At 66.3% G+C, this 21,420-nt stretch carries 18 protein-coding genes; 15 read left to right on the top strand and 3 right to left on the bottom strand.

What is annotated here, in order from left to right:
- Positions 1-765 (bottom strand): Rpn family recombination-promoting nuclease/putative transposase (locus tag QZX93_RS19825; protein WP_295393385.1); only part of this gene is annotated, 765 nt, incomplete at its 3' end.
- A 287-nt stretch (positions 766-1,052) separates the two neighbouring features.
- Here QZX93_RS19825 and QZX93_RS19820 point away from each other — a divergent pair.
- Positions 1,053-2,462 (top strand): FAD-dependent oxidoreductase, encoded by a 1,410-nt coding sequence (locus QZX93_RS19820; RefSeq protein WP_295393384.1) that lies wholly within the window; start codon positions 1,053-1,055, stop codon positions 2,460-2,462.
- A gap of 25 nt (positions 2,463-2,487) precedes the next feature.
- Here the strand turns inward: QZX93_RS19820 and QZX93_RS19815 are convergent, their stop codons facing one another.
- Together QZX93_RS19815 and QZX93_RS19810 are read right to left on the bottom strand one after the other, a co-directional pair.
- Complete coding sequence (locus tag QZX93_RS19815) at positions 2,488-2,919, bottom strand: response regulator (protein ID WP_295393383.1); 432 nt, start codon at positions 2,917-2,919, stop codon at positions 2,488-2,490.
- Positions 2,916-4,847: an ATP-binding protein gene (locus QZX93_RS19810; RefSeq protein WP_295393381.1), complete on the bottom strand. Its 1,932-nt coding sequence runs from the start codon at positions 4,845-4,847 to the stop codon at positions 2,916-2,918. The genes QZX93_RS19815 and QZX93_RS19810 overlap by 4 nt, the downstream gene beginning before the upstream one ends.
- Before the next feature lie 243 nt (positions 4,848-5,090).
- On the opposite strand from QZX93_RS19810, the gene QZX93_RS19805 reads away from it, so the two are divergent.
- The 14 genes from QZX93_RS19805 (at position 5,091) to QZX93_RS19740 (ending at position 20,910) form a co-directional block, all read left to right on the top strand.
- Complete coding sequence (locus QZX93_RS19805; protein WP_295393380.1) at positions 5,091-6,302, top strand: D-alanyl-D-alanine carboxypeptidase; 1,212 nt, start codon at positions 5,091-5,093, stop codon at positions 6,300-6,302.
- A gap of 153 nt (positions 6,303-6,455) precedes the next feature.
- Positions 6,456-7,190 carry a trypsin-like peptidase domain-containing protein gene (locus QZX93_RS19800; RefSeq protein WP_295393390.1) on the top strand — a complete coding sequence of 245 codons (735 nt, stop codon included), beginning with the start codon at positions 6,456-6,458 and terminating at the stop codon, positions 7,188-7,190.
- Between the two features lie 106 nt (positions 7,191-7,296).
- Positions 7,297-9,588 carry an ABC transporter ATP-binding protein gene (locus QZX93_RS19795; RefSeq protein ID WP_295393379.1) on the top strand — a complete coding sequence of 764 codons (2,292 nt, stop codon included), beginning with the start codon at positions 7,297-7,299 and terminating at the stop codon, positions 9,586-9,588.
- 17 nt (positions 9,589-9,605) lie between these two features.
- Positions 9,606-10,091, top strand: coding sequence for a DUF1854 domain-containing protein (locus QZX93_RS19790; RefSeq protein WP_295393377.1), 486 nt, complete (start codon positions 9,606-9,608; stop codon positions 10,089-10,091).
- Positions 10,092-11,355: 1,264 nt separating this feature from the next.
- Complete coding sequence (locus QZX93_RS19785) at positions 11,356-11,658, top strand: SH3 domain-containing protein (RefSeq protein WP_295393376.1); 303 nt, start codon at positions 11,356-11,358, stop codon at positions 11,656-11,658.
- Positions 11,659-11,674: 16 nt separating this feature from the next.
- A complete protein-coding gene (locus tag QZX93_RS19780) occupies positions 11,675-12,370 on the top strand; it encodes a M15 family metallopeptidase (protein WP_295393374.1) in 696 nt (231 codons plus the stop codon).
- A gap of 116 nt (positions 12,371-12,486) precedes the next feature.
- A complete protein-coding gene (locus tag QZX93_RS19775; protein ID WP_295393372.1) occupies positions 12,487-12,804 on the top strand; it encodes a helix-turn-helix transcriptional regulator in 318 nt (105 codons plus the stop codon).
- Positions 12,801-14,828: a hydrogenase 4 subunit B gene (hyfB, locus tag QZX93_RS19770; RefSeq protein ID WP_295393370.1), complete on the top strand. Its 2,028-nt coding sequence runs from the start codon at positions 12,801-12,803 to the stop codon at positions 14,826-14,828. Before QZX93_RS19775 ends, hyfB begins: the two co-directional genes overlap by 4 nt.
- Positions 14,813-15,778, top strand: a complete 966-nt coding sequence (locus tag QZX93_RS19765; RefSeq protein WP_295393368.1) for an NADH-quinone oxidoreductase subunit H — start codon at positions 14,813-14,815, stop codon at positions 15,776-15,778. The genes hyfB and QZX93_RS19765 overlap by 16 nt, the downstream gene beginning before the upstream one ends.
- Complete coding sequence (locus tag QZX93_RS19760; RefSeq protein WP_295393366.1) at positions 15,775-16,473, top strand: formate hydrogenlyase; 699 nt, start codon at positions 15,775-15,777, stop codon at positions 16,471-16,473. The genes QZX93_RS19765 and QZX93_RS19760 overlap by 4 nt, the downstream gene beginning before the upstream one ends.
- Positions 16,470-17,978 carry a hydrogenase 4 subunit F gene (locus QZX93_RS19755; RefSeq protein WP_295393364.1) on the top strand — a complete coding sequence of 503 codons (1,509 nt, stop codon included), beginning with the start codon at positions 16,470-16,472 and terminating at the stop codon, positions 17,976-17,978. Before QZX93_RS19760 ends, QZX93_RS19755 begins: the two co-directional genes overlap by 4 nt.
- 45 nt (positions 17,979-18,023) lie before the next feature.
- The gene (locus QZX93_RS19750) at positions 18,024-19,664 is read left to right on the top strand and encodes an NADH-quinone oxidoreductase subunit C (protein WP_295393363.1); all 1,641 of its coding nucleotides are present in this window, start codon (positions 18,024-18,026) and stop codon (positions 19,662-19,664) included.
- A gap of 176 nt (positions 19,665-19,840) precedes the next feature.
- Positions 19,841-20,392 carry an NADH-quinone oxidoreductase subunit B family protein gene (locus QZX93_RS19745; RefSeq protein WP_295393361.1) on the top strand — a complete coding sequence of 184 codons (552 nt, stop codon included), beginning with the start codon at positions 19,841-19,843 and terminating at the stop codon, positions 20,390-20,392.
- Positions 20,393-20,568: 176 nt separating this feature from the next.
- Positions 20,569-20,910 carry a transcriptional regulator gene (locus QZX93_RS19740; protein WP_295393359.1) on the top strand — a complete coding sequence of 114 codons (342 nt, stop codon included), beginning with the start codon at positions 20,569-20,571 and terminating at the stop codon, positions 20,908-20,910.
- Positions 20,911-21,420 lie beyond the last annotated feature (510 nt).

Genomic DNA, 21,420 nt, shown 5'->3' with positions numbered 1-21,420 from the left:
TTGCAGTTCGTGGATTTCCGGCAGATTCTCGCCCGGCATCACACGCCGGAGCAAGACCCGCACAAACCAGACGGTCAGCGCCCGGCGCAGGCTGTCGTAGCGCGCACCCTGCAACCGGGCGGTGAGCCGGTGCAGGATCGGGCGCAGCGCCGCCGGACCGTCTTTCGCCAAGGTCTCCAACCGCACCAGCTCGGCCGCCACACTGCCGGCCTGCTCCAGGGTGTCCGGCCCAATCCGGCCCTCGTCGATCAGATGATAGCGGTGCTGCGGGCGGTAGCTCGTCAGGGCGTTGGGCAGCGGGGTGATCAGGTCGGCGATATCGCGCGCCGCCGTCCAGCGCCCGGTGCCGTTGTAAAGCACCAGCGGAAACACCGGCGGCAGGAGCGCCCCCTCCGGCACCGCCCCGCACTTGATCAGGTCCTGATACAGGAGCCCGGTGTAGACCATCACCCGCACCGCCATCCAGGGGTCCACCCGGCTCTGGAACTCCAACAGCAAATACACATACAGCCAATCCCCGGCCACCCGCACGCGCCAGATGATGTCGTCCTCGCGCTCACGTAGGTCGTCGGTGACATAGCTGCCGTTCTGTCGCTCCAGGGTGCTGAAATCGATCAGGGCCAGCCAGTCCTCCGCCACAAAATCGCGCAGCAGGCCCTCGACCATCTCGGGATGGGAGAAGATCTGCTTGTAGGAGCCGTCATGCGGGGTGCGCCGCGAGCGGGCGGCACGGCGGAAACGGCGTGGGCGCGGGGGGCGAGACATGAGGGCAGGATGTAAGGGACTGGTTGGCGGGCGAAAGATGTGGGCGAGTGTCGCATGGACGGGCAGAACGGGCAACAAGATCACCGGGAGTCCAAGCCCACCACCAACCAACGAATGGTCTTTCTGCTAAAGCATTTATAGACCCAATGCAATAAATCTGTTTCGCCTGATTTCCCCGCGACTCCGCTTGGGCTAGTGTGTCCACATTGCTGCACCGCACAAACGCCGCGAACGCGGCGGCGCCTCGCTCATGGGCGACCCTGCGGTACGCCCCGGAGTCCGCGACCATGACCCCTTCGACGACCGCTTCGACCAAGTACGACTGCCTGATCGTGGGCGCCGGCGTGACCGGCCTGGCCCTGCTCTACACGCTTGCCCGCTTCACTGACCTGAAACGCATCGGTCTCTTGGAAAAATGCGACGGCGTGGCACAGGTCAACTCGCACGCCCACCACAACAGCCAGACGCTGCACTGCGGCGACATCGAGACCAACTACAGCCTGGAGAAGGCGCGGGCGGTACGGCGCATGGCCGCGATGGTGGTCAACTATGCCGGCGCCCTGCCCGCGCGGGAGCGCGACCGCATCCTCTTTGCGATGCCCAAGATGGTGCTCGGGGTCGGCCCCGAGGAATGCGCCTTGATCCGTCGGCGCTATGACGCCTTCAAGGACCTGTACCCACGGATGCAACTCCTGGATCGCCGCGCCATCGCCGACCTGGAGCCCAACGTGGCCCTGATCGACGGGACCTGGCGGCGCGAGGAGATCGTGGCTACCGGCACCCCGGACGACGTCAGCGCGGTGGATTTTGCGGCGCTCGCCGAGTCCTTCTCGCACGCCTGCGTACGACTGGACCGCAGCACCGACAAGCAGGTCACCCAGCTCTTCTCCACCACGGTGGGGCGCATCCAGCGCGACGGCCCGGATTATGTGCTGGAGACCAACCGCGGCCTCTTGCAAGCCCGTTCAGTGGCGGTGTGCGCGGGCGGACACTCGCTCATGATGGCGCAGGCGCTGGGTCTGGGGCTCGATTGCGCCTGCCTGCCGATGGCCGGGTCCTTTTATTTCGCCCCCGAGGCACTGAACGGCAAGGTCTACACGATCCAGAATCCGCGCCTGCCCTTCGCCGCGGTGCATGGCGACCACGACATCAAGGCACGCGGCAAGACCCGCTTCGGGCCCACGACCCTGCTGCGGCCTTTGCTGGAACCACACAACCGGGAGACCGCGCGGGAGTTTTTCCAGGTACTGCGGTCGGACCAGCGGGTGGTCGGCACCTTGCGCGACCTGCTGCGGGTCGCGGATATGCGCCAACAACTCCTGCGCCATCTGTTGAGCGAGGTCCCCGGGCTCAGCCGCCGACTCTACATGCGGGAGATCCGCAAGATCGTCCCCTCCCTCACCGCCGCGGACATCAGCTACGCGGAGGGTTTCGGCGGGATCAGGCCACTGCTGATCGATCGGGCGAGCGGGGAGTTGCGACTCGGCGAGGCCAAGCTCACCAACGCCGACGGGATCATCTTCAACCTCGCCCCGTCACCTGGCGGGACCAGTTGTCTGGGCAACGCCGAGACCGATATGCGCACCCTGGCCCGCCACCTGGGGGCGCACATCGACGAGCCGGCCTTCACGCGGGACCTATTGGTGGGGTCGCAGGCCGCTGACGCCGATGGCCGCCTGCTGGCGCAGGCGGTCTAACCTCAATGCCTGATGAGTCTCACGCTCATACGGGCGGCTCGTTGACCAGCAGCCAGTAGATCCCCAGGCGCACTACGGTCTCGGCCAGTTCGGCAAACTCCAGGGGCTTGCGCACAAAGCTGTTGGCCCCGTGCTCATAACTGGTGAACCGGTCCTGCTCCTCGTCGGAGGAGGTGAGGATCACCACCGGCAGCAGGTGGGTGCGCGGGTCGGCGCGCAGGCGCTCGAGCACCTGCAGGCCAGAGAGCCGCGGCAGCCCGATGTCGAGCAGGACCACGGCCGGCAGCCCCCCGGTGCGGCCGGCGAACTCGCCCTCGGCAAAGAGATAATCAAGGGCCTGTTGGCCGTCGCGCACCACCTCGATCCGATTGGCTAAATTCGATTTTTGCAGGGCGCGCAGCATCAGCATCTCGTCCTGGGGATTGTCTTCGACGATAAGAACAGCGCGGCCTCTCATACAGACTCCTGGCGACCGCCGGTCGCGGGTAAAGTAAAGCGAAAGGTCGCACCGCCGCCAGGTACGCCTTCGGCCTCAATCGTGCCGCCGTGGCGGCTGATAATACGTTGCACCGTGGCGAGCCCGATCCCGATCCCGGGGAACTCGTCCTGGCGGTGCAGCCGTTGAAAGGGCTGGAACAGCCGCTCGGCATAGGCCATATCGAAACCGGCCCCGTTGTCGGCGACGCAGAACCAGCGCGTCCCGCCCCGTTCTACGGCATAGACCCGGATGGTTGCGGCGGGGGTCTTGGCGGAATATTTCCAGGCATTATCGATCAGATTGACCATGGCGACCTCCAACATCGCCGGGTCGCCCCAGACCTCCAGTCCGGACGCCACCTCCCAGACCACCGCTCGCTGCGGCTGCGCCGCCCGCTCCATCCTAAGCAAACGGCGCGCCAACGCTCCGAGGTCCAACGGCTCCCGGCGCAATTCGCCGCGGGTGCTACGCGAGAGTGTCAGTATGCCATCGATCAGCTCGCCCATGCGGTGGCTCGCGCCCTGGATCTGGTCGAGAAAGACCAACGCCTCGCCATCCAGACGCGGGCCATAGTCCTCCACCAGGGCCTGGCTGAACCCGTTGAGTGCGCGCAACGGGGCACGCAGGTCGTGTGAGACCGCATAGGCGAACGACTCCAACTCACGGTTGGCCGACTGCAACTCGGCGGTGCGCTGCTGGACCCGCACCTCCAGATCGGCGTTGAGGGCCTGGATTTCCTGTTCGGCCAGCTTGGAGGCGGTGATCTCCTGGACGGTCCCGCTCAGTCTCACGACCCGGCCGGCGGCGTCGCAGGTGACCTCGCCACGGGCCACGATCCAGCCAGGGCGCCCGTCGGGCCGGACCAGCTCGGCCTCACACTCATAGGGGATACCGGCCGTCCGTGCGCGTTCCACGGCGGCCGCGAGGCACGCCCAACTGGTCGGCGTGAAATACTGCTGGACCTCCGGGTACACGGCCGGCGGCAGGCTCAGATCGCGTCCGTAGAGACGAAACACCTCATCCGACCAGGTATGCACATCGGTCTCGATATCCCAGCTCCAGTTACCCAGGCCGGCCAGGCGCTGGGCGTCTTTCAGGGCCGCCTCGCTGGCCTTCAGGGCGGCCGCGGCGCGGCGGCGCTCGCCGATCTCGACCCGCAACCGGGCACGCGACACCGTGGTCTCCTGGAGTTGATCGAGCATGCGGTCGAAGGCCGCCGCCAGTTCACCCAGTTCGTCCTGACGCGGGCTGTTCAGACGCAGCCCCAGTTCGCCGTCGGCGACCCGCACCGCGGCCGTGCGCAACTGTTGCACCGGCGCCAGAATGACCCGCTCGATCACCCAAAAGAGCGTGAGACCGAGCCCGGCGAGGCCCGCCAGCAGCGCGGCCAGGGTCAGGTTCTCCCAGGTCCTCGCGCGCAGGAAGCGCTCGTTGGCGCGGTCGCGGATCCGGCTCAGTGAGAGGATCAGCGCATGGCTGTCGGCCACGATCAGGTCGGCGATGCGCGCGTCGCGCGCCGCCAGTGGCGGGCCCATGCGGGGGGCGCTCAACTCGGCGAACAGTGCCTGCGCCTCACCCACCAGGCGGCGCACCGTCTCCCAGGCAGCGCGGCCCGCCTCGTCGTCGCGGATCACCGCGTCGATGGTCGGCGACTCCCGCTGCAACAGGTCGCGCAAGACCTTGAATTGCAAATCGACCTGATCGCGCTGGACGCCCCACGGATGCAGCAGGTAGCCGAAGAGCGCGGTGCGCACCTGGGTGATCTGAAACCCTAATGACTCGCTCAGTGCCAGGTCGCGCTGGGTCTGCGCCGTGCCGTGGTAGGCCAGCAGAAAGAGCCCGAGCAGGGCCAGAAAGACCAGTGCGGACACCAAGGCGACAAGCCGGGATTCGGTGCGCAGCCTCATGATCCTAACTCCGTGCCCATGGCTGACCGACGCTGGTGACTGGTCTGGAAATGTAACTCATCAGCCCAATATGGGGGGACTGCCCAAGGAATCCCAGCCGCGGCGGTCGTCCGGGTACGACCGGATACGGATTTGCCATGACCGGGCCGCCCTGAACCACCCCGGCCCGGCCAATTCTGGGATATCCTAACAGGCTAGCCCGCGGAGGGCCCCTCCACATCTACCGAGCCTCACCACTACGCCATGACCAAAGCCCCCAGCGCCCGGCCGCAGATGACCCGTCTCTGGCTCGGCGGAGCCCTCGCCCTGCTCCTGTTACCCTGCAATATGCCCGCACTGGCCGATGCGCTGACCCAGGTCCAGGGGTTCAGCAAGGCCGGTCTGCTCCTCGAGGAGGGCGGGCGGGCGGTGCTCTCGCACAATCCGGACCTACCGCTCGCGCCGGCCTCGACCATGAAGGTCCTGACCGCACTCGCGGCCATCGCGACCTGGGGACGCGACTACCACTTTGAGACCGAGTTCTATCAGGACGGCCAGGGCACCCTGTGGGTGAAGGGTCGCGCCGACCCCTATCTGGTCTCAGAAGAACTTGACCGGGTGTGCCAGGGTCTCAAGGGCGCGGGCGTGACCCGGGTTGCCGGGATCGGGCTCGACGACAGCTATTTCGACCGGGACGTGGAGATTGCCGGGCGGTCCGCCACCGACAACCCCTATGACGCCCCGGTCACGGCCCTGGCCGCGAACTTCAATACCGTCAACGTGGTACGCACCGGCGCCGGGGTGACCAGCGCCGAGCCCCAGACCCCACTCACCGACACCGCCCGGCGCTTCGGTCAGCGCGGCGGCGCGGGCACCCAGCGGGTGAATCTGAAGCAGCGCCCCATCGCCGTCGGTTATTTCGGCGAGCTGTTAGCCGCCAAGCTCGCCGCCAACGGCATCCAGGTAAGCGGCGGCCAGCACCTCGGTACCACCCCCAGCTCGGCCAAGCTCGTGTATCGGCACAAGAACAGCCGCACGCTGGCGGACATGCTGGTGCCGACGCTGAAGTACTCCAATAACTTTGTCGCTAATTCGCTGTTTCTGCGGATGGCGGACCCCCAGGGCAAGGGGCACGTGAGCGTCGCCGCCGCCCAGCGGGCCATGACCGAGTTCGCCCGCAAAAAGTTTCACTGGACCGATTTCAAGATCGAGGACGGCGCCGGGCTGTCGCGCGGCAACCGCCTCTCCGCCCGGCAACTCGTGGAGGTGATGCAGGCCTTCGCCCCCAACCGCGACCTGATGCCGACCCAGGCGGGGAACCCCAACATCCGCGCCAAGACCGGCACCCTCACCGGCGTGAGTTGCTACGCCGGTTATGTGCGGCGCGGTACCGCCTGGGAGCCCTTCGCACTGATGATCAATCAGCCGGTGGACGCCGGGCTGCGACGCCGGGTCGCCGCCGACCTGGTCCGCTGACGGCTCGTGCCCGCTTCCGGCCAGCCGGCACCCTGCCAGGCACCCCGCTGGGCGCCACACCTGCCGTGGGTCAGGTGTACCCTGCTGGCCGCCGCCTGCCTGACGCTTGCGGCCTGCCGCTGGCCGCCGGAGCTACGCCCGGACACGGGCGTATTGGGCGGCCCCCTGCCACTCTACAAGGCCAGTACCGGCTATCCGTCGTTGGCCCCGTTGATGCGCCGGGTGACGCCCGCCGTCGTGAACGTGGCGGTGGACGCGGTGCTGCGGGTCGAACAGAACCCGCTCCTGAAAGACCGCGAGTTCCGCCGTTTGATGAAGCACTTCGGCCTCGAGGTACCCAAGGAAGGGGACACCGAGCGGCGCCAGAGCGTGGGTTCAGGCGTCATCGTGGACGCCGAGCGCGGCTATGTGCTCACCAACCAGCACCTGCTGGAAGGGGCAACCGCAATCAACGTCACCCTCAAAGACCGGCGCAGCTACCCCGCCCGCCTGCTCGGCGCGGATGAGGGCACCGATTTGGCCGTGCTCCAGATCCCCAGAACGACCGCCATCAGCCCCCTGCCCTTCAGCGATTCCCGGGCGCTGGAGGTCGGGGACTTCGTCATCGCCATCGGCAACCCCTTCGGTCTGGGACAGACGGTCACCTCCGGGATCGTCAGTGCCGTGGGCCGCAGCGAGGTCGGCGACAGCGACTTGGGTGAGCTGGTGCAGACCGACGCCTCCATCAACCCCGGCAACTCCGGCGGCCCGCTGATCAACCTGGCCGGTGAGATCGTCGGCATCAACACTGCCCTGATCGGTCCCACCGGCAGCAACGTCGGCATCGGTTTCGCGATTCCGAGCAACCGCGCACGCGCAGCCTTGGAGCGGGTACTCACCCGGCAGTGAAGGGAGTGTGAGGCCAGTCCTGGCCAAGCCCGGGCACAAGTGCGACCATTGACGCCAACCGGCGGTCCGTCGGACAACCAGCAGCGCGCGTCAATCCTAGAGTCCCGTGGCCATATCAACGTCCCCCGTCGAGCCCAAGCCCCACCCCGAAGTCCCCCGGGACGACCTGGCGCCACCCTGGTCCGCCGAGCTTCAGGCCCAGCTTGAGACTGGAGAAACACCGCTCGCCTGGTTCGAGCCGGATCTCGATCGGCGACTGCACTACGGGACCGGACAGTTGTGCCTGACCGAGCGCCGACTCATCGGGCGTGACGCCGCGGACGGTCCTGCCGCCGGGGCCTGGACCTCCTGGCCGCTCAGCGACCTGGAGCGGATACTGGCCGGCCACCGGGGCGCCGCCGGCCGGCTGCGGGCACTGGGCGCCACTGGCCTGATCGCCACCTGGCACTACACCGGCGCCCGCACCGCGGCGGCCCAACAGTTCGCCGCGGCCTGCCAGTCCGCCATCGCCCGGGAGCGGGGCCTGAGCCTGGAGACGGGCGAAGGCCAGGGCACCGTCTGTCCCACCTGCGGGGCGGTACTCCCCCCCGGCCAGGGCGGCTGCACCTTTTGCGCCGCCCCGCCCTTGCCGCCGCCGGGCCGCTCGCTGTGGCGGCTCACCCGCTTCGCCCGGCCCCGCGCCGGACTCATCGCGCTGGGTTTCGGCCTGATGCTGGCCTGCACCGCCGCCAGCCTGGTCCCGCCCTATCTCACCATGCCCTTGTTGGACAAGGTGCTGATCCCCCACCAGGCCACGGGCGCCCCGCTCGACTACCGGCTGGCCGCGCTCTATCTGTCCGGGCTGGGCGGCGCGGCGGTGCTCGCTTGGCTGCTGGGGTGGGGTCGCACCTATGTGATGTCGGTGGTGAGCGAGCGTATCAGCGCCGACCTGCGCAGCGAGACCTATACACACCTCCAGGCACTGTCGCTGGAGTTTTTCGGCGGCAAGCGTACCGGCGACCTGATGTCGCGGATCGGCACCGACACCGAGCGGCTCTGTTACTTCCTCTCCGTGAGCCTGCTCGATCTGCTCAATGACGTCCTGACCATCCTGATGGTCTCGGTCCTGCTGGTGTCCATCGACCCCAGTCTGGCTCTGGTCACGCTCGCCCCCTTCCCGCTCATTGCCTGGCTGATCCACCGGGTGCGGCAACGCTTGCGCCACGGCTTCGAGCGCGGCAGCCGCGCCTGGGCGGACATGATCAGCGTGCTGGCGGACACCATCCCCGGCATCCGCGTGGTGAAGGCCTTCACCCAGGAGCGGCGCGAGATCGAGCGCTTCAACCAGACCAACGAGAACGTCGTACTCGCCAACATGCGGGTCAATACCCTGTGGTCATTCTTCGGCCCGACCGTGACCTTTCTCACCGAGTTGGGGCTCCTGGTGGTGTGGGCCTTCGGGGTCTGGCAGGTGGGCCAAGACAATGTGACCGTGGGCGTACTGACCGCCTTTGTCGCCTACATCGGACGCTTCTATGCCCGGCTGGAGACCCTGAGCCGCCTGGTCGGTGCCATCCAGCGGGCGGCCGCCTCCACCCACCGGGTCTTCGAGATCCTCGACCGCGTCCCCAGTGTCCCGGAGCCGCTCCACCCGGTGGCACCGGGCCGGGTGACGGGGGCCATCGAGTTGCGCAGCGCCTCCTTCCAATATGGACCGCGGCGCGTCCTGCACGACATCAACCTGCGCATTCGACCCGGTGAGATGATCGGCCTGGTCGGCCACACGGGTGCCGGCAAGACCACTCTGGTGAACCTGCTCTGCCGCTTCTTCGACGTGGCCGAGGGGCAGATCCTGGTGGATGGGGTCGACATCCGCGCCTTCCCGGTGGAGGCCTACCGGCGCAACATCGGCATCGTCTTGCAGGAGCCCTTCCTGTTCTTCGGCACCATTGCCGAGAACATCGCCTACGGCCGCCCGAGCGCCAGCCGTGCCGAGATCATGGCCGCCGCCCGCGCCGCCAGCGCGCATGAATTCATCCTGCGCCTGCCCGACGGCTACGACTCACTGGTCGGGGAGCGCGGCCAATCGCTCTCCGGCGGCGAGCGCCAGCGCATCAGCATCGCCCGGGCGCTACTCACCGACCCCCAGATCCTGATCCTGGACGAGGCGACATCCTCGGTCGACACCGAGACCGAGCGCGAGATCCAAAGCGCCATCGATCACCTGACCCAGGGCCGCACCACCATCGCCATTGCCCACCGCCTGAGCACCCTGCGCCGCGCCGACCGGTTAGTGGTCCTGGACCGCGGGCGCATCATCGAGGTAGGGACCCACAAGGCCCTGCTGGAGCAAAAGGGTGCCTATGCGCGGCTCTACCATGCGCAATTGGAACAGGCAAAGCAGCATTTGTCGCTTTGAGTCCCGGAGCCACCAGCATGAACGCAACGACCCCGCCAGACCCGGACTTCCAACTGTGGATCGACCCCTTCGGGCGGCTGGTCTACCGTGACGCGACCGGCCACGAATGCGTGGACGCAGTGCCGGTGCGCGCCTACCCCATCACCGACCCCACGCACTGGGTGATCCTCGGCGATGCCCAGGGGCGTGAACTGCGCTGCATCGAGGACCTGCACAGCCTACCGGGCGCGCTGCGGGATATCCTGGAGGACGAACTTGCACGGCGGGAGTTCGTCCCCCAGATCCGGCGGGTCATCCTGGTTTCCAGCTATCTGGAGCCCGCCGAATGGGAGGTCGACACCGACCGCGGACACACCCGCTTCGTCCTCAAGACCGAGGACGACGTCCGTCGGCTGGGACCGCACAGCGCCTTGATCCAGGACTCGCAGGGCGTCCGCTACCTGGTCCCTGACACCCGGCATCTGGACCCCTATAGCCGGCGGGCGGTGGATCGGTATTTGTAACCAACAGCACGAATGGAAATGTACTATGAAAATAGATCTGAAGACACTTATTTTTCGACAAATACGAAAACATCCGAAACTTGTCGAACTGCTTAAGGATGTCGCGCAGAAAGCTGCCCCAGAAACCGTTGCCGTATTAGACTACCCAATTAAATCGAGACGAAGATGGGATAACTGCAATCCGCATAAGAGACTTTACGATATCTTCGATAGCAATAGAGAATTATATAAATCCAACTTACGGTCATTCTTGCCGCTATCAAGATATTTTGTCACTATCGCTGAACGACACACCGGCAACGCAGAAACGAGTGATCCGTGTTGAATTAATGGATGGATGCCGGTTCTTGACGGAGTTGCGCTTTACGCCCTTTTTGGTAACCAACAAACCAAGAATATACATGGATGTTGGCTCAGGATTTGGATAAGGATGAGATAGCGTCGCAGACCACCGGCGCAGGCACAAGACCGCCCTAACTTGGCGCGCCGTGCCACCGCTCACTATAACTGGTCAAGCGTGGAACCACCATACGCAAAGAGGTATGCCCCCAATGGATATGATCTGCTCGCCGTCTGGACGGCACCATTGCAACCCAATATGCGCAGCAAAAATTCCGGCTTCGATGATTTTGGCAACAAGGACAATCACTGGGATAGCCCGCGATCAGAGGCTGACGAAGGCTACCGCTGCGCACTGGCCCGCCCACGGGCGGCGCGTGCGCCCCTCGGCAAATCGTCTATACTTCTGCTTTGCTAACCCGCTGGCCGGCCACCGGCAGCCCATCGGAGCCCGGTGCGTGCCCCATCGAGCGTCCCCTGAGTGTAGCAAAGGTGCGCTGCAGCGACCGGCGTCCCCGGGTGCTGACATACCATCACCTCGCTCTAAAGGCTGCGGGCGCGGTGCCAGGCTATGAGTGGCAGTGATCTGGAGCGGAGCACCTGCCACCGATTCTCATCATTCCCTACGAAAGTTTGCTGTCGCGTACTTCAGCCGCGGCAACTCCGACGATCCCTTGAACAACACAAGCAACTGCGGGATTAGGTTGAAGTCCAGAGATGAGACTCGCGAGTGGAGCACCGCTGATCCTGATTACTTTCTCTGACTCTCGGCAATCATTCCCCAGCACTTACTATAGCCGCGTAACCCGCCTATAAGTGACGGAACGCGACAGCGGTTCCGCCCTTTCGGCCTCATGTGATCCAGTGAGGCATCATGGCGGACAATCAACACCGCCAGCTTAAAGAGGCCATTATGAAAGTTAAAGTGAGTATATTACTGTTCGCGTTGTCGATGCTGCCGGCGGCGCCGAGTCTGGCCGGCGATGGATCCTACGGGGCTTGCTTCGGGCGGGTGGTCGGCATCTCGGATCGTTACAATCCGGCCACCGGCTCTGGGTTCCTGGCGCTGCGGGCCGGACCAAAGCCCGCGGCGACCCAGTTGGGCGAGTTGTTCCGGGGCGACCGTGTCACCATCCTGGCCCGCCGCGGCAGTTGGCTTAAGGTCGACACCGACAGCCAGGGGCAGGGCTGGGTCTCCGGCAACTATATCCGCAGCTCCTGCAAGTAAGCGTTAGGCCGCGCGCATGACCGGAGCAAGCACCGCGAACACCCCAAACATTGCGGCTTGGGCCATCCTGCTGATGCTCCTCGGCGGTATTCACGGCCAGGCGTTGGCGGAAACCCCAGCCCGACCTGACGCGCACTCCGCCAATCGCGGCACGGCCGATCGCCCCATCATCGACAGCGGGCGCTCGCTTGCATCCGAGCGGCAGCTGGCCATCGCGCGTGGCTTTCCGCCCGCGGTCGTCAACCGGCAAGCGCTGGTTGACGTCGATTACCTGGCGTTTGACGGCAAGGTCCATCGTGGACAGTTAATGATCGACGCCCGCCTGGCGAACGATATCAAGGTCGTTTTCCGTAAGATGGCAGAGATCGGTTTTCCCATCGCCGCGGCGGTCCCGATCTCCAAATTCGGCTGGGACGATACCAGGAGCATGGCAGCCAATAACACATCGGGATTCAACTATCGAAAAATCAAAGGCAAGAACGAGTGGTCCAATCATGCCTTTGGCCAGGCAATCGATATCAACCCGGTACAGAACCCCTATGTCAACGGGCGCCATCGCTCACCCAAGGGAGCCAACTACAACCCCGCGGCACCGGGCACCTTCGTTAAGAACTCACCCTTGGTCAAACTCTTTAATGAGCTGGGATGGACCTGGGGCGGAGACTGGACAAATATGAAGGATTACCAGCACTTCGAGAAGGTGCTGCGGTAGTCCAGGCAAGGCCGGCCGGGCGCGGCGCCAGGGTCACAAGCCGACGGTGGCCCTTGCTCGGTCAAGCCAAAAGCGGCTAATCTAAGGCCCCACGCATCACAACCGATGTCTTACACATGCTCACCGCCACCCAACTCCGAGCCGCCCGGGCCCTGCTGGGTCTCGACCAACGCCGTCTCGCGCAGACGGCGGGGCTGTCGCTGCCGACCATCCAGCGCATGGAGGCGAGCGAGGGCAACGTGCGCGGCAACGTGGACTCGCTGGTCAAGCTGGTCGATGCACTGGAGCGCGCCGGGGTCGAATTCATCGCCGAGGGCGCGGCCAGCGGCAGTGGCGGGCGCGGTGTGCGATTGAGGGCACCGGCCGCCGCACCAACGATCCTTGAACCGATCTCAGAATCGATCGAAGCGCCGCTTACGGAGTCGGCACCATGACTATGCAGACCGCCCTGGCCCTGGCCGGACTTGCGGTCGCACTGGCCCTCACCTCCGCGGTGGTGTCGCTGCTGGCCAAGCGGGTGCCCGCCACACTGCGCCTCGTGGCGACCCCACTGCTCGGCCTGGCCGGGCTCGCGGCCCTGGCGGCGGGCCTCGCCGCCCTGCTGCTCGGCGGATCGATCCAGGCGACGCTGCCGCTGGGGCTCCCCTGGCTGCCCTGGCATGTCCGACTCGACGCGCTGGCCGGGTTCTTTCTGCTGCTGATCGGGGTCGTGACCTGCGCGGTCGGGCTCTATGGCCCGGCCTATATCCGCAGCTTCGAGCACGGGCCGGATTCGCTCACGGCCTTAGGCGGGTTCAGCGGGCTCTTCGTCACCGGCATGCTGATGGTGGTGCTGGCGGACGATGCCTTTCTGTTTATGGTCGCCTGGGAGCTGATGTCGCTCTCGTCCTATTTCCTGGTCGCCTACCACCACGAGCACGGCGCCAACCGGCGGGCCGCCTTCCTGTATCTGTTGATGGCCCATGTGGGCGGGCTGATGATCCTGCTGGGCTATGGGGTGCTGGCGGCCTTCGGCACCGGTTTCTCATTCACCGAACTGCGCGCCGCCCAACTGCCGCCGGTCTGGGCCGGGGTCGCCTTTACGCTGGCCTTCATCGGCTTCGGCATGAAAGCGGGCCTGGTGCCACTGCATGCCTGGCTGCCGGCCGCCCACCCGGTGGCCCCCTCGCATATCTCGGCCCTGATGTCCGGGGTGATGCTGAAGGTCGCGGTCTATGGCTTTATCCGCGTCGTCTTCGATCTGATCGGCGAATTTCCCTGGCAATGGGGCGTCGCGGTCCTCACCATCGGCAGCGTCTCGGCCCTGTACGGGGTACTGGCGGCCATGATGCAGAGCGACCTGAAACGCCTGCTCGCCTATTCATCGGTCGAAAACCTGGGGATCATCTTTATCGGGCTGGGCCTGAGCCTGCTGTTTCTCAGCACCGGCTTCCGCGCCTTGGGCGCCTTGGCCTTCGTGGCGGCGCTCTATCACTGCCTGAACCATGCGGTGTTCAAGGGACTCCTGTTCCTGGGGGCCGGGGCCATCCTGCACAGCACCCACGAGCACGACCTGGACCAGATGGGCGGACTCTTGCGCCGCATGCCCTGGACCGGATTCTTCTTCCTGGTCGGGGTGCTTGCCATCTCCGCCCTGCCCCCCTTCAACGGCTTCGTCTCCGAGTGGCTGACCTTCCAGGCGGCGCTCCAGTCCTGGCAATTGGAGAGCGGGGTGCTGCGCAGCCTGGTGCCCATCGTCTCGGCGGTTTTGGCGCTGACCGGGGCCTTGGTGGCGGCGACCTTCGTGAAGGTCTACGGCATCGCCTTCCTCGGCCAGGCACGCTCGCGCCATGTGCGCCGCGCCCGCCCGGGGCCCTGGGGCATGCAGGCGGGTCAGGGGTGGTTGGCCCTGTTGTGCCTGCTGCTCGGCGCCTTCCCGACCTGGGTCATCGAGCTGATCGACGCGGTGCCCCGCGAGGTCCTGGGCGGCGGACTGCCCCAGGCCGGGGTCCACGGCTGGCTGTGGCTGACCCCGGTGTCGGCCCAGACCGCCAGCTACAGCGGCCCGCTGGTGGTGCTGATGCTGGCCGGGATCGGGCTCACCGCCTTCTGGGGGCTGAACCACCTGTGGGCGCGCGGCGCACCGGTACGCTGGGTGCGCCGCGGCGACGCCTGGGACTGCGGCTTCGCACCCCCCTCACAACGGATGCAGTACACCGCCACCTCCTTCGCCCAGCCGATCCGGCGGGTCTTCGGCCTGCTGTTCACCATCGATGAATCGGTGACGCAGCAGGAGGACGGCACCGCCCGCCATCGGCTGAAAATCGGCGACCGCTTCTGGGGCTGGCTGTATCTGCCCATCGCCGACGCGGTGGAGTCGGCGGCCAAACGCGTGGTCCGGCTGCAATCGGGCAGTGTGCGGGTCTATCTCGGCTGGACGCTCGCGACCCTGGTGGGGCTCCTATGGATCATTACCTGACCCTGCCCGGCTGGGGCCTCGCGGTCTTCCAGTCGCTCCTGTATATCGCACTGGCACCGCTCTTGGTAGGGTGGGTGCGCAAGGTCAAGGCACGCCTGCAAAATCGGCACGGGGCGCCGGTGCTCCAGGCCTATCGGGACCTCTACAAACTGCTGGCCAAGGAGGCACGGGTCGCCCATACCGCCTCCCCACTGTTTCGCGCCGCACCCTATATCGTCTTCACCGCCACCTGGATGGCGGCGGCCACCGTCCCCCTGCTGGTGGTGGACCTGCCCACCGCGGCCATCGCCGACATCATCGTGCTGGTCGGGCTGCTGGCCCTGGCTCGGGTGTTCCTGGCCCTGGCCGGCATGGACGTGGGCACCGCCTTCGGCGGCATGGGGGCCTCGCGCGAGATGATGATCGGCGCACTGGCCGAGCCGGCCATGCTGATGGCGGTCTTCACGCTGACCATGACGGCGCACTCCACCAACCTGTCGAGCGTCATCGACCATCACCTGGCCGAGGGCTTCATCCTGCGCCCGTCCTATCTGTTCGCCCTGGGCGGCATGGTGCTGGTGGCCATCGCCGAGACCGGGCGCATCCCGGTGGACAATCCCACGACCCACCTGGAGCTGACCATGATCCATGAGGCCATGCTGCTCGAATACTCGGGCCGACACCTGGCCCTGATGGAGTGGGCGGCACAGGTCAAGCTCCTGCTCTACGGGACCCTGATCGCCAATGTGTTCCTGCCCTGGGGGATCGGACGGGGGATGAGCGCCGCCGCCTTGGGGGTCGGGCTGGCCGTCGTGCTCGCCAAGCTCGCGGCCCTGGGGGCGGGCCTGGCGGTGGGCGAGACGGTGCTGGCGAAGATGCGGTTGTTCCGCGCCCCGGCCTTTCTCAACCTGGCCCTGCTGCTGTCGCTGCTGGGGCTCTTGAGCCATGTGATCCTGGAGGTGGGGGCATGAGCCTGACCCTGCTGCCGCTACTCCAGCAATTGGTGCTGGTGCTGGCGGCGATCGTGCTGTTTCTCTCCTTCGTGCTGCTGGCCCAGACGCGGCTGATCTCGGCGATCCACGCCTTCGCCTGGCAGGGTGGCTTGGTGGCGGCGGTCACCTTGGTGGTCGCGGCGGCCGGGCAGATGCCGCACCTATATTTCTCCGCGGCACTCACCCTGGCACTCAAGGCCCTGCTGATCCCCTGGATGCTGCACCGGCTCACCCGCCGCCTGAAACTGGAGCGTCACACCGAGTCATTGCAGAGCCCGACGCTGGTGACCATGGCCGCGGTGGCCCTGGTGATCTTCAGCTATTGGCTGGTGCTGCCGATGATCCAGGCGGAGCTGACCTTCACCCGCAACATCGTTGCGGTCAGCCTCGCGGTGGTGCTGATCGGGCTCTTGATGATGGTCTTCCGCACCCAGGCGGTGGCCCAGGTGCTGGGCTTCATGTCGATGGAGAACGGGCTCTTCCTGGCCGCCGTCTCGGCCACCGGCGGCATGCCGCTGGTGGTGGAGTTGGGGGTCGCCTTCGACGTGCTGGTGGCCATGGTGCTGTTCGGCGTCTTTTTCCTGCAGATCCGCGAGAGCATCGACTCGCTCGACGTGGACCGGCTCAATCGACTGCGCGAGACCCCCGGAGAGACCGGGGCGGAGGGCCAGTGACCGCACTCTCGCTCGTCCTGCTGACGCCGCTCTTAGGCGCCCTGGCGCTGGGCCTGATCCGACCGGCGGCGCCCGCCGGCTGGTTCAATCTGGGCGTCTCGGCGGTCTCGCTGGCGGCGGCGCTGTGGCTCGCCTGGTCGCTGGCACTGGTCGGCGACCAGGCCGGCGGGGCGGCCGGTTTCATCGCCGGGGGCATCGCCGGCCTGCCCTTCCGGGTCGATGCATTCAATGTCTATCTGGTGGTGCTCACGGCCTTCGTGGGACTCACCACCAGCATCTTCTCGCGCCCTTACATGCGCCATGTACTCGACACCGGGCGCATCGGCGCGCGGCGGCTGCGCACCTATCACTCCATGTACCAGCTCTTCATGTTCACCATGCTGGTCGCACTCACCACCGACAACCTGGGTGTCATGTGGGTGGCGGTGGAGGGAGCGACGCTCGCGACCGTGCTGCTGGTGTCGCTCTACCGCACACCGGAGGCGGTCGAGGCGGCCTGGAAGTATTTCATCCTGTGCGGTGTCGGCATCGCGCTCGCCCTGTTCGGCACCGTGCTGACCTATTTTGCCGCGCAACAGGTCATCACTGACCCCGCCGCCGGGCTCAATTGGAGCACACTGTATGCCGAGTCCGGGCGGTTGGAACCGGCGGTGATGCGGCTCGCCTTTGTCTTCCTGCTGGTCGGCTACGGCACCAAGGTCGGCCTGGTGCCCATGCATCAATGGCTGCCGGATGCGCACTCAGAGGGCCCGACACCGATGTCCGCGGTGCTCTCCGGGCTCTTGCTCAATGTCGCGCTGTATGCAGTGGTGCGGCTCAAGATGCTGGTGGACGGGTCGCTGGTACACAGCGGTTCGCCGCACCTGGCGGGCTATCTGCTGATGGGTTTTGGGCTCGTCTCATTCCTGGTGGCGGGGCTCTTTCTGCACCGCCAACGCGACATCAAGCGCATGTTCAGCTATTCGTCCATCGAGCACATGGGGCTCATGACCTTCGGTTTCGGCCTGGGCGGACCGCTCGCCACCTTCGGCGCACTGCTGCACATGCTGGTGCATTCACTCACGAAGTCTGCGATCTTCATCACCGTCGGTCACGCCGCCCACATCGCGGGCACCCAGGCGATCGCACAGATCCGCGGCCTGATCCGCACCCAGCCGGCAGTCGGCTGGTCGCTCCTGATCGGGGTCGCGGCGATTGCCGGTTTCCCGCCCTTTGGTGTCTTCATGAGCGAATTTCTGCTGCTCACGGCCACCATGAAGACGGCACCCTGGTTCACACTGGCCCTGCTCTCGGGACTGGCGGTCGCCTTTGCGGGTCTGTTCCGGCACCTGCACCCCATGGTCTACGGCATTCCCCCGGAGGGTCAGCGCCCGGTCGAGGCCAACATGGTCCCGGTCGCCATCCACCTGATCCTGGTGCTGTGGTTGGGGCTGGCGATTCCGGTCTTCCTGGCCGATTGGCTGGACCGGGCCACCGGGTTGATCACCGGGACCCGGCTGCTGTGAGGGCCCGCACATGAACGCACCTGACTGCAAATGGGGCGTGGAGCGATGAGCAGACTCGACTGGCTCCCGGATTTTCTGGCCCGGCTGGCGGCCGAGCACCTGCTCGCCCATTCGGGTGACGAGGCCGTGCTGGCACCGGCCCAGCGACTGGTGCTGGACCCGGAGGACTGGGGCAACGCGGCCAAGGTCGCGGCGCGGATGGGGCTGCGCCATGTGGGGATGTGGGCCGATCCCTCGGAGGGCGCCGGCATCGTCACCCGGGTCGCCACCGGCGCGGACTCCACGCCGGACCCCCAGGGCATCGCCGTCTACGCCTGCCTGGAGTACCAGGGTGGCTATGTGGTGCTGGAGACCGCGGTCCCGCTAGACCAGCCAGTCCTGCCCTCCCAGACCCCCCATTTCCCGGGGCTCGCCCGCCTGGAACGCCACTGCCACGACCTGACCGGGGTGACCTTTCAAGGCCACCCGGATCCGCGCCGCTGGACCCGTCACCAGGCTTGGGAAGAGGGCGAGTTTCCGCTACGCACCGACTTCCCGACGGCCGGCCGCTCAGTACGCCACGTCGGCGCCGACGCCGATTACCCATTCCCCAAGGTCCAGGGCAGCGGGGTCTATGAGATCCCGGTAGGCCCGGTCCACGCCGGCATCATCGAGCCCGGACACTTCCGCTTCCAGGCCATGGGCGAGGACGTGTTGCGCCTGGAGGAGCGCCTGGGCTATGTCCACAAAGGCATCGAGAAGATTGCAGTGGGTCGCGACCCGGCCGCCCTCGCCCGGCTGGCCGCGCGGGTCTGCGGCGACTCCACGGTCGCCCACACCTGGGCCGCCTGTCAGGCCATGGAGCGCGCCACCGGCGGCGCCGTCCCGCCGCGCGCCGACTGGCTGCGCGCACTGATGGCCGAGCGTGAGCGCGTCGCCAATCACCTGGGCGATATCGGTGCGATCTGTAACGACGTGGGCTTTGGCTTCGCCCACATGCAGTGCGCCCGCCTGCGCGAACTGTGGCAACGGCGCAGCCGCGCACTCTTCGGACACCGGCTGATGATGGACGCCATCTGCCCCGGCGGCGTGGCCTGGGACCTGACAGCAGAGGCGCCGGCGCTGCTGCTCGCCGATCACACCGCGCTGCGGCGGGCGGCCATACCGCTGTTCGACGTCATCGACGATCACCCGTCGCTCAATGATCGCCTGATCAGCACCGGGCGCCTGAGCACCGCGCAGGTGCGGGCGCTCGGCTGCACCGGCCCGGTCGGCAAGGCCAGCGGCCTGCCCTTCGATGTGCGCCGCGACTGCCCCTACCCGCCCTATGACCGGCTGGAGGTGGTGGTGCCACAGGAGCGCGAGGGCGATGTCGCCGCCCGGGTGCGGGTGCGCATGAGCGAGATTCAGGAAAGCCTGGTCATGATGGACCGCTTGCTCATGACCCTGCCCGCGGGCGAGACCACCGCGCCGCTGCCCCCGGCGCCGCCCGGGGCCGTTGGCCTCGGGCTGGTCGACGGTTGGCGCGGGGAGATCATGACCTTCGTGCGCTTCGGTGCCGACGGACGCATCACGCGCTTTTTCCCGCGCGACCCGAGTTGGTTCACCTGGCCGGCCCTGGAGCAGTTGATTTTAGGGAACATCGTCCCGGACTTCCCGGTGTGCAACAAATCGGTCAATGGGTCCTATTCGGGCGAGGACCTCTAGACCTCAATCCGCGATTGCTCACGCCAAGGCGCCAAGCACGCCAAGAAAAGCAATAGGCTGGCCAAGCGGTCAGCGTCACCCGGCAGGTGAAACGGGGGACGCCGATAGCGCATTGAAAAGGCTTGGCGGGCTTGGCGCCTTGGCGTGACAACTGCTCTTTCTGGGATCAAGGCACCATGTTTCGTATCCTCCAGCAATCACTGAAAACCGGCGTCATCACCGAGGCGCCACCCGCCATCGATGACCCAGAGCTGGAACGGCTCGGTATCGAACTGCGGCGCCACGTCCATGCCCGGCTTGGGCGCAGCCTCGCCATCCGCCAGGTCGATGCGGGATCCTGCAACGGCTGCGAATTGGAGATCCACGCGCTCAACAACCCCTATTACGACCTGGAGCGCTTCGGCCTGCACTTCGTCGCCTCCCCGCGCCACGCCGATGCACTGCTCGTGACCGGCCCCGTCTCCCGCCACATGGAAACGGCCTTGCGCCGCACCTGGCAGGCGACCCCGGTGCCGAAACTCGTGATCGCCGCCGGCACCTGCGCCTGCGACGGCGGCGAATTCGGCGTCTCCTATGCCAGCCGCGGGGCTGTGGAGAACGTCATTCCGGTGGATGTGAAGATTCCGGGCTGCCCGCCGGCGCCATTGGAACTGCTGCGGGGGTTATTAGCAGCCATTGCGCCGGATGCTGTACCGGTCGCCGATCCGTCCCACCAGCAAGACGATTAGATCGTTCCACACCCCGCCGCGCCTGGGAGCGCCGACAGCCTGTCGGCGACGGCGCGAAGCGCCGTTGGGTCCTCGCGAGAGCCTCGCCCACTCTCGCGGGGGGTGTGCGTCGTCGTCGCTCCGGTTTCGTTTCGCTGATGATTTTTGGGCCGATGTTGCCCAACTGTGAGGCATCCATGACCACTGTCACGATCGAAGTTGCCGATACCGAGACCACCATGCAGCGCATGAAGGCCGCTTTCCGGGGTGAGCCTCAGGGCTGTTTCATCACCTTCCCCAGTCACGAGGACCTGTGGTCCACCTTGACGGCCAACCGCTGGGTAATCCTCAAGGCGCTGACCGGGGCCGGTCCGCTCGGGGTGCGCGAGCTGGCGCGGCGGGTTGGGCGTGACGTGAAGGGCGTTCACACCGACGCACAGGTGCTGGTGCAGAGTGGCGTCATCGACAAGACCGCCGACGGGGCCTTGCTGTTTCCCTATGACGTGGTCCATGTCGAGTTCATGCTGAAAGCGGCATAGCCGCTGGCGGCCTTGATCGTCGTTCCGGCCTTGATCATGACCCGGCCACGGGTGGATGTAGGTCGCCCTTCAGGGCGACCACCCGACAGCACGGAAGGCTGGTCACCCTAAAGGGCGACCTACATTGGCGGAGGCAGGTGCCCGGGATGATGATCAAGGCCGTCGTTCCTGCCAGCGCTGCGCCTTCATTCCGGCCGGGATACCGAAATCCAGACCAGGGACGGCAATCTCTCAGTCAGCACGGAGGCGCAGAATACAGCGGGGTGGCCGGAACCATGACCGAGGCCGCTGGTCGGAATGGGCGACGATGGACTGCCCGGTCCGGATCGCCATCCAGCGGTTAAAGGAGAGCCTACCGCCTGGTTCGTTAAGTTTCTTAACATACCCCGGAATGAACGGATTTTCTCTGCGTGGCTTGACAGGTGGTCGAGCGAGGTTTATTTTCACCTGCAACTGTACCCGAGGCGGGTATGGCCAGGGCGACTGGTCCGGAGCGTCGTAAAAATAATT

The organism is uncultured Thiodictyon sp. (assembly GCF_903946935.1).
GTDB lineage: Bacteria > Pseudomonadota > Gammaproteobacteria > Chromatiales > Chromatiaceae > Thiodictyon.
Note: the sequence above shows the minus strand (reverse complement) of the source record. Positions and strands in the feature narration are given on the sequence as shown.

Excerpts from the sequence above, each read along its gene's own strand:
- QZX93_RS19820 (WP_295393384.1), top strand. The coding sequence starts at position 1,053 with ATGACCCCTTCGACGACCGCTTCGACCAAGTACGACTGCCTGATCGTG.
- QZX93_RS19815 (WP_295393383.1), bottom strand. The coding sequence starts at position 2,919 with ATGAGAGGCCGCGCTGTTCTTATCGTCGAAGACAATCCCCAGGACGAG.
- QZX93_RS19810 (WP_295393381.1), bottom strand. The coding sequence starts at position 4,847 with ATGAGGCTGCGCACCGAATCCCGGCTTGTCGCCTTGGTGTCCGCACTG.
- QZX93_RS19805 (WP_295393380.1), top strand. The coding sequence starts at position 5,091 with ATGACCAAAGCCCCCAGCGCCCGGCCGCAGATGACCCGTCTCTGGCTC.
- QZX93_RS19790 (WP_295393377.1), top strand. The coding sequence starts at position 9,606 with ATGAACGCAACGACCCCGCCAGACCCGGACTTCCAACTGTGGATCGAC.
- QZX93_RS19780 (WP_295393374.1), top strand. The coding sequence starts at position 11,675 with ATGACCGGAGCAAGCACCGCGAACACCCCAAACATTGCGGCTTGGGCC.
- QZX93_RS19775 (WP_295393372.1), top strand. The coding sequence starts at position 12,487 with ATGCTCACCGCCACCCAACTCCGAGCCGCCCGGGCCCTGCTGGGTCTC.
- hyfB (WP_295393370.1), top strand. The coding sequence starts at position 12,801 with ATGACTATGCAGACCGCCCTGGCCCTGGCCGGACTTGCGGTCGCACTG.
- QZX93_RS19765 (WP_295393368.1), top strand. The coding sequence starts at position 14,813 with ATGGATCATTACCTGACCCTGCCCGGCTGGGGCCTCGCGGTCTTCCAG.
- QZX93_RS19760 (WP_295393366.1), top strand. The coding sequence starts at position 15,775 with ATGAGCCTGACCCTGCTGCCGCTACTCCAGCAATTGGTGCTGGTGCTG.
- QZX93_RS19750 (WP_295393363.1), top strand. The coding sequence starts at position 18,024 with ATGAGCAGACTCGACTGGCTCCCGGATTTTCTGGCCCGGCTGGCGGCC.
- QZX93_RS19745 (WP_295393361.1), top strand. The coding sequence starts at position 19,841 with ATGTTTCGTATCCTCCAGCAATCACTGAAAACCGGCGTCATCACCGAG.
- QZX93_RS19740 (WP_295393359.1), top strand. The coding sequence starts at position 20,569 with ATGACCACTGTCACGATCGAAGTTGCCGATACCGAGACCACCATGCAG.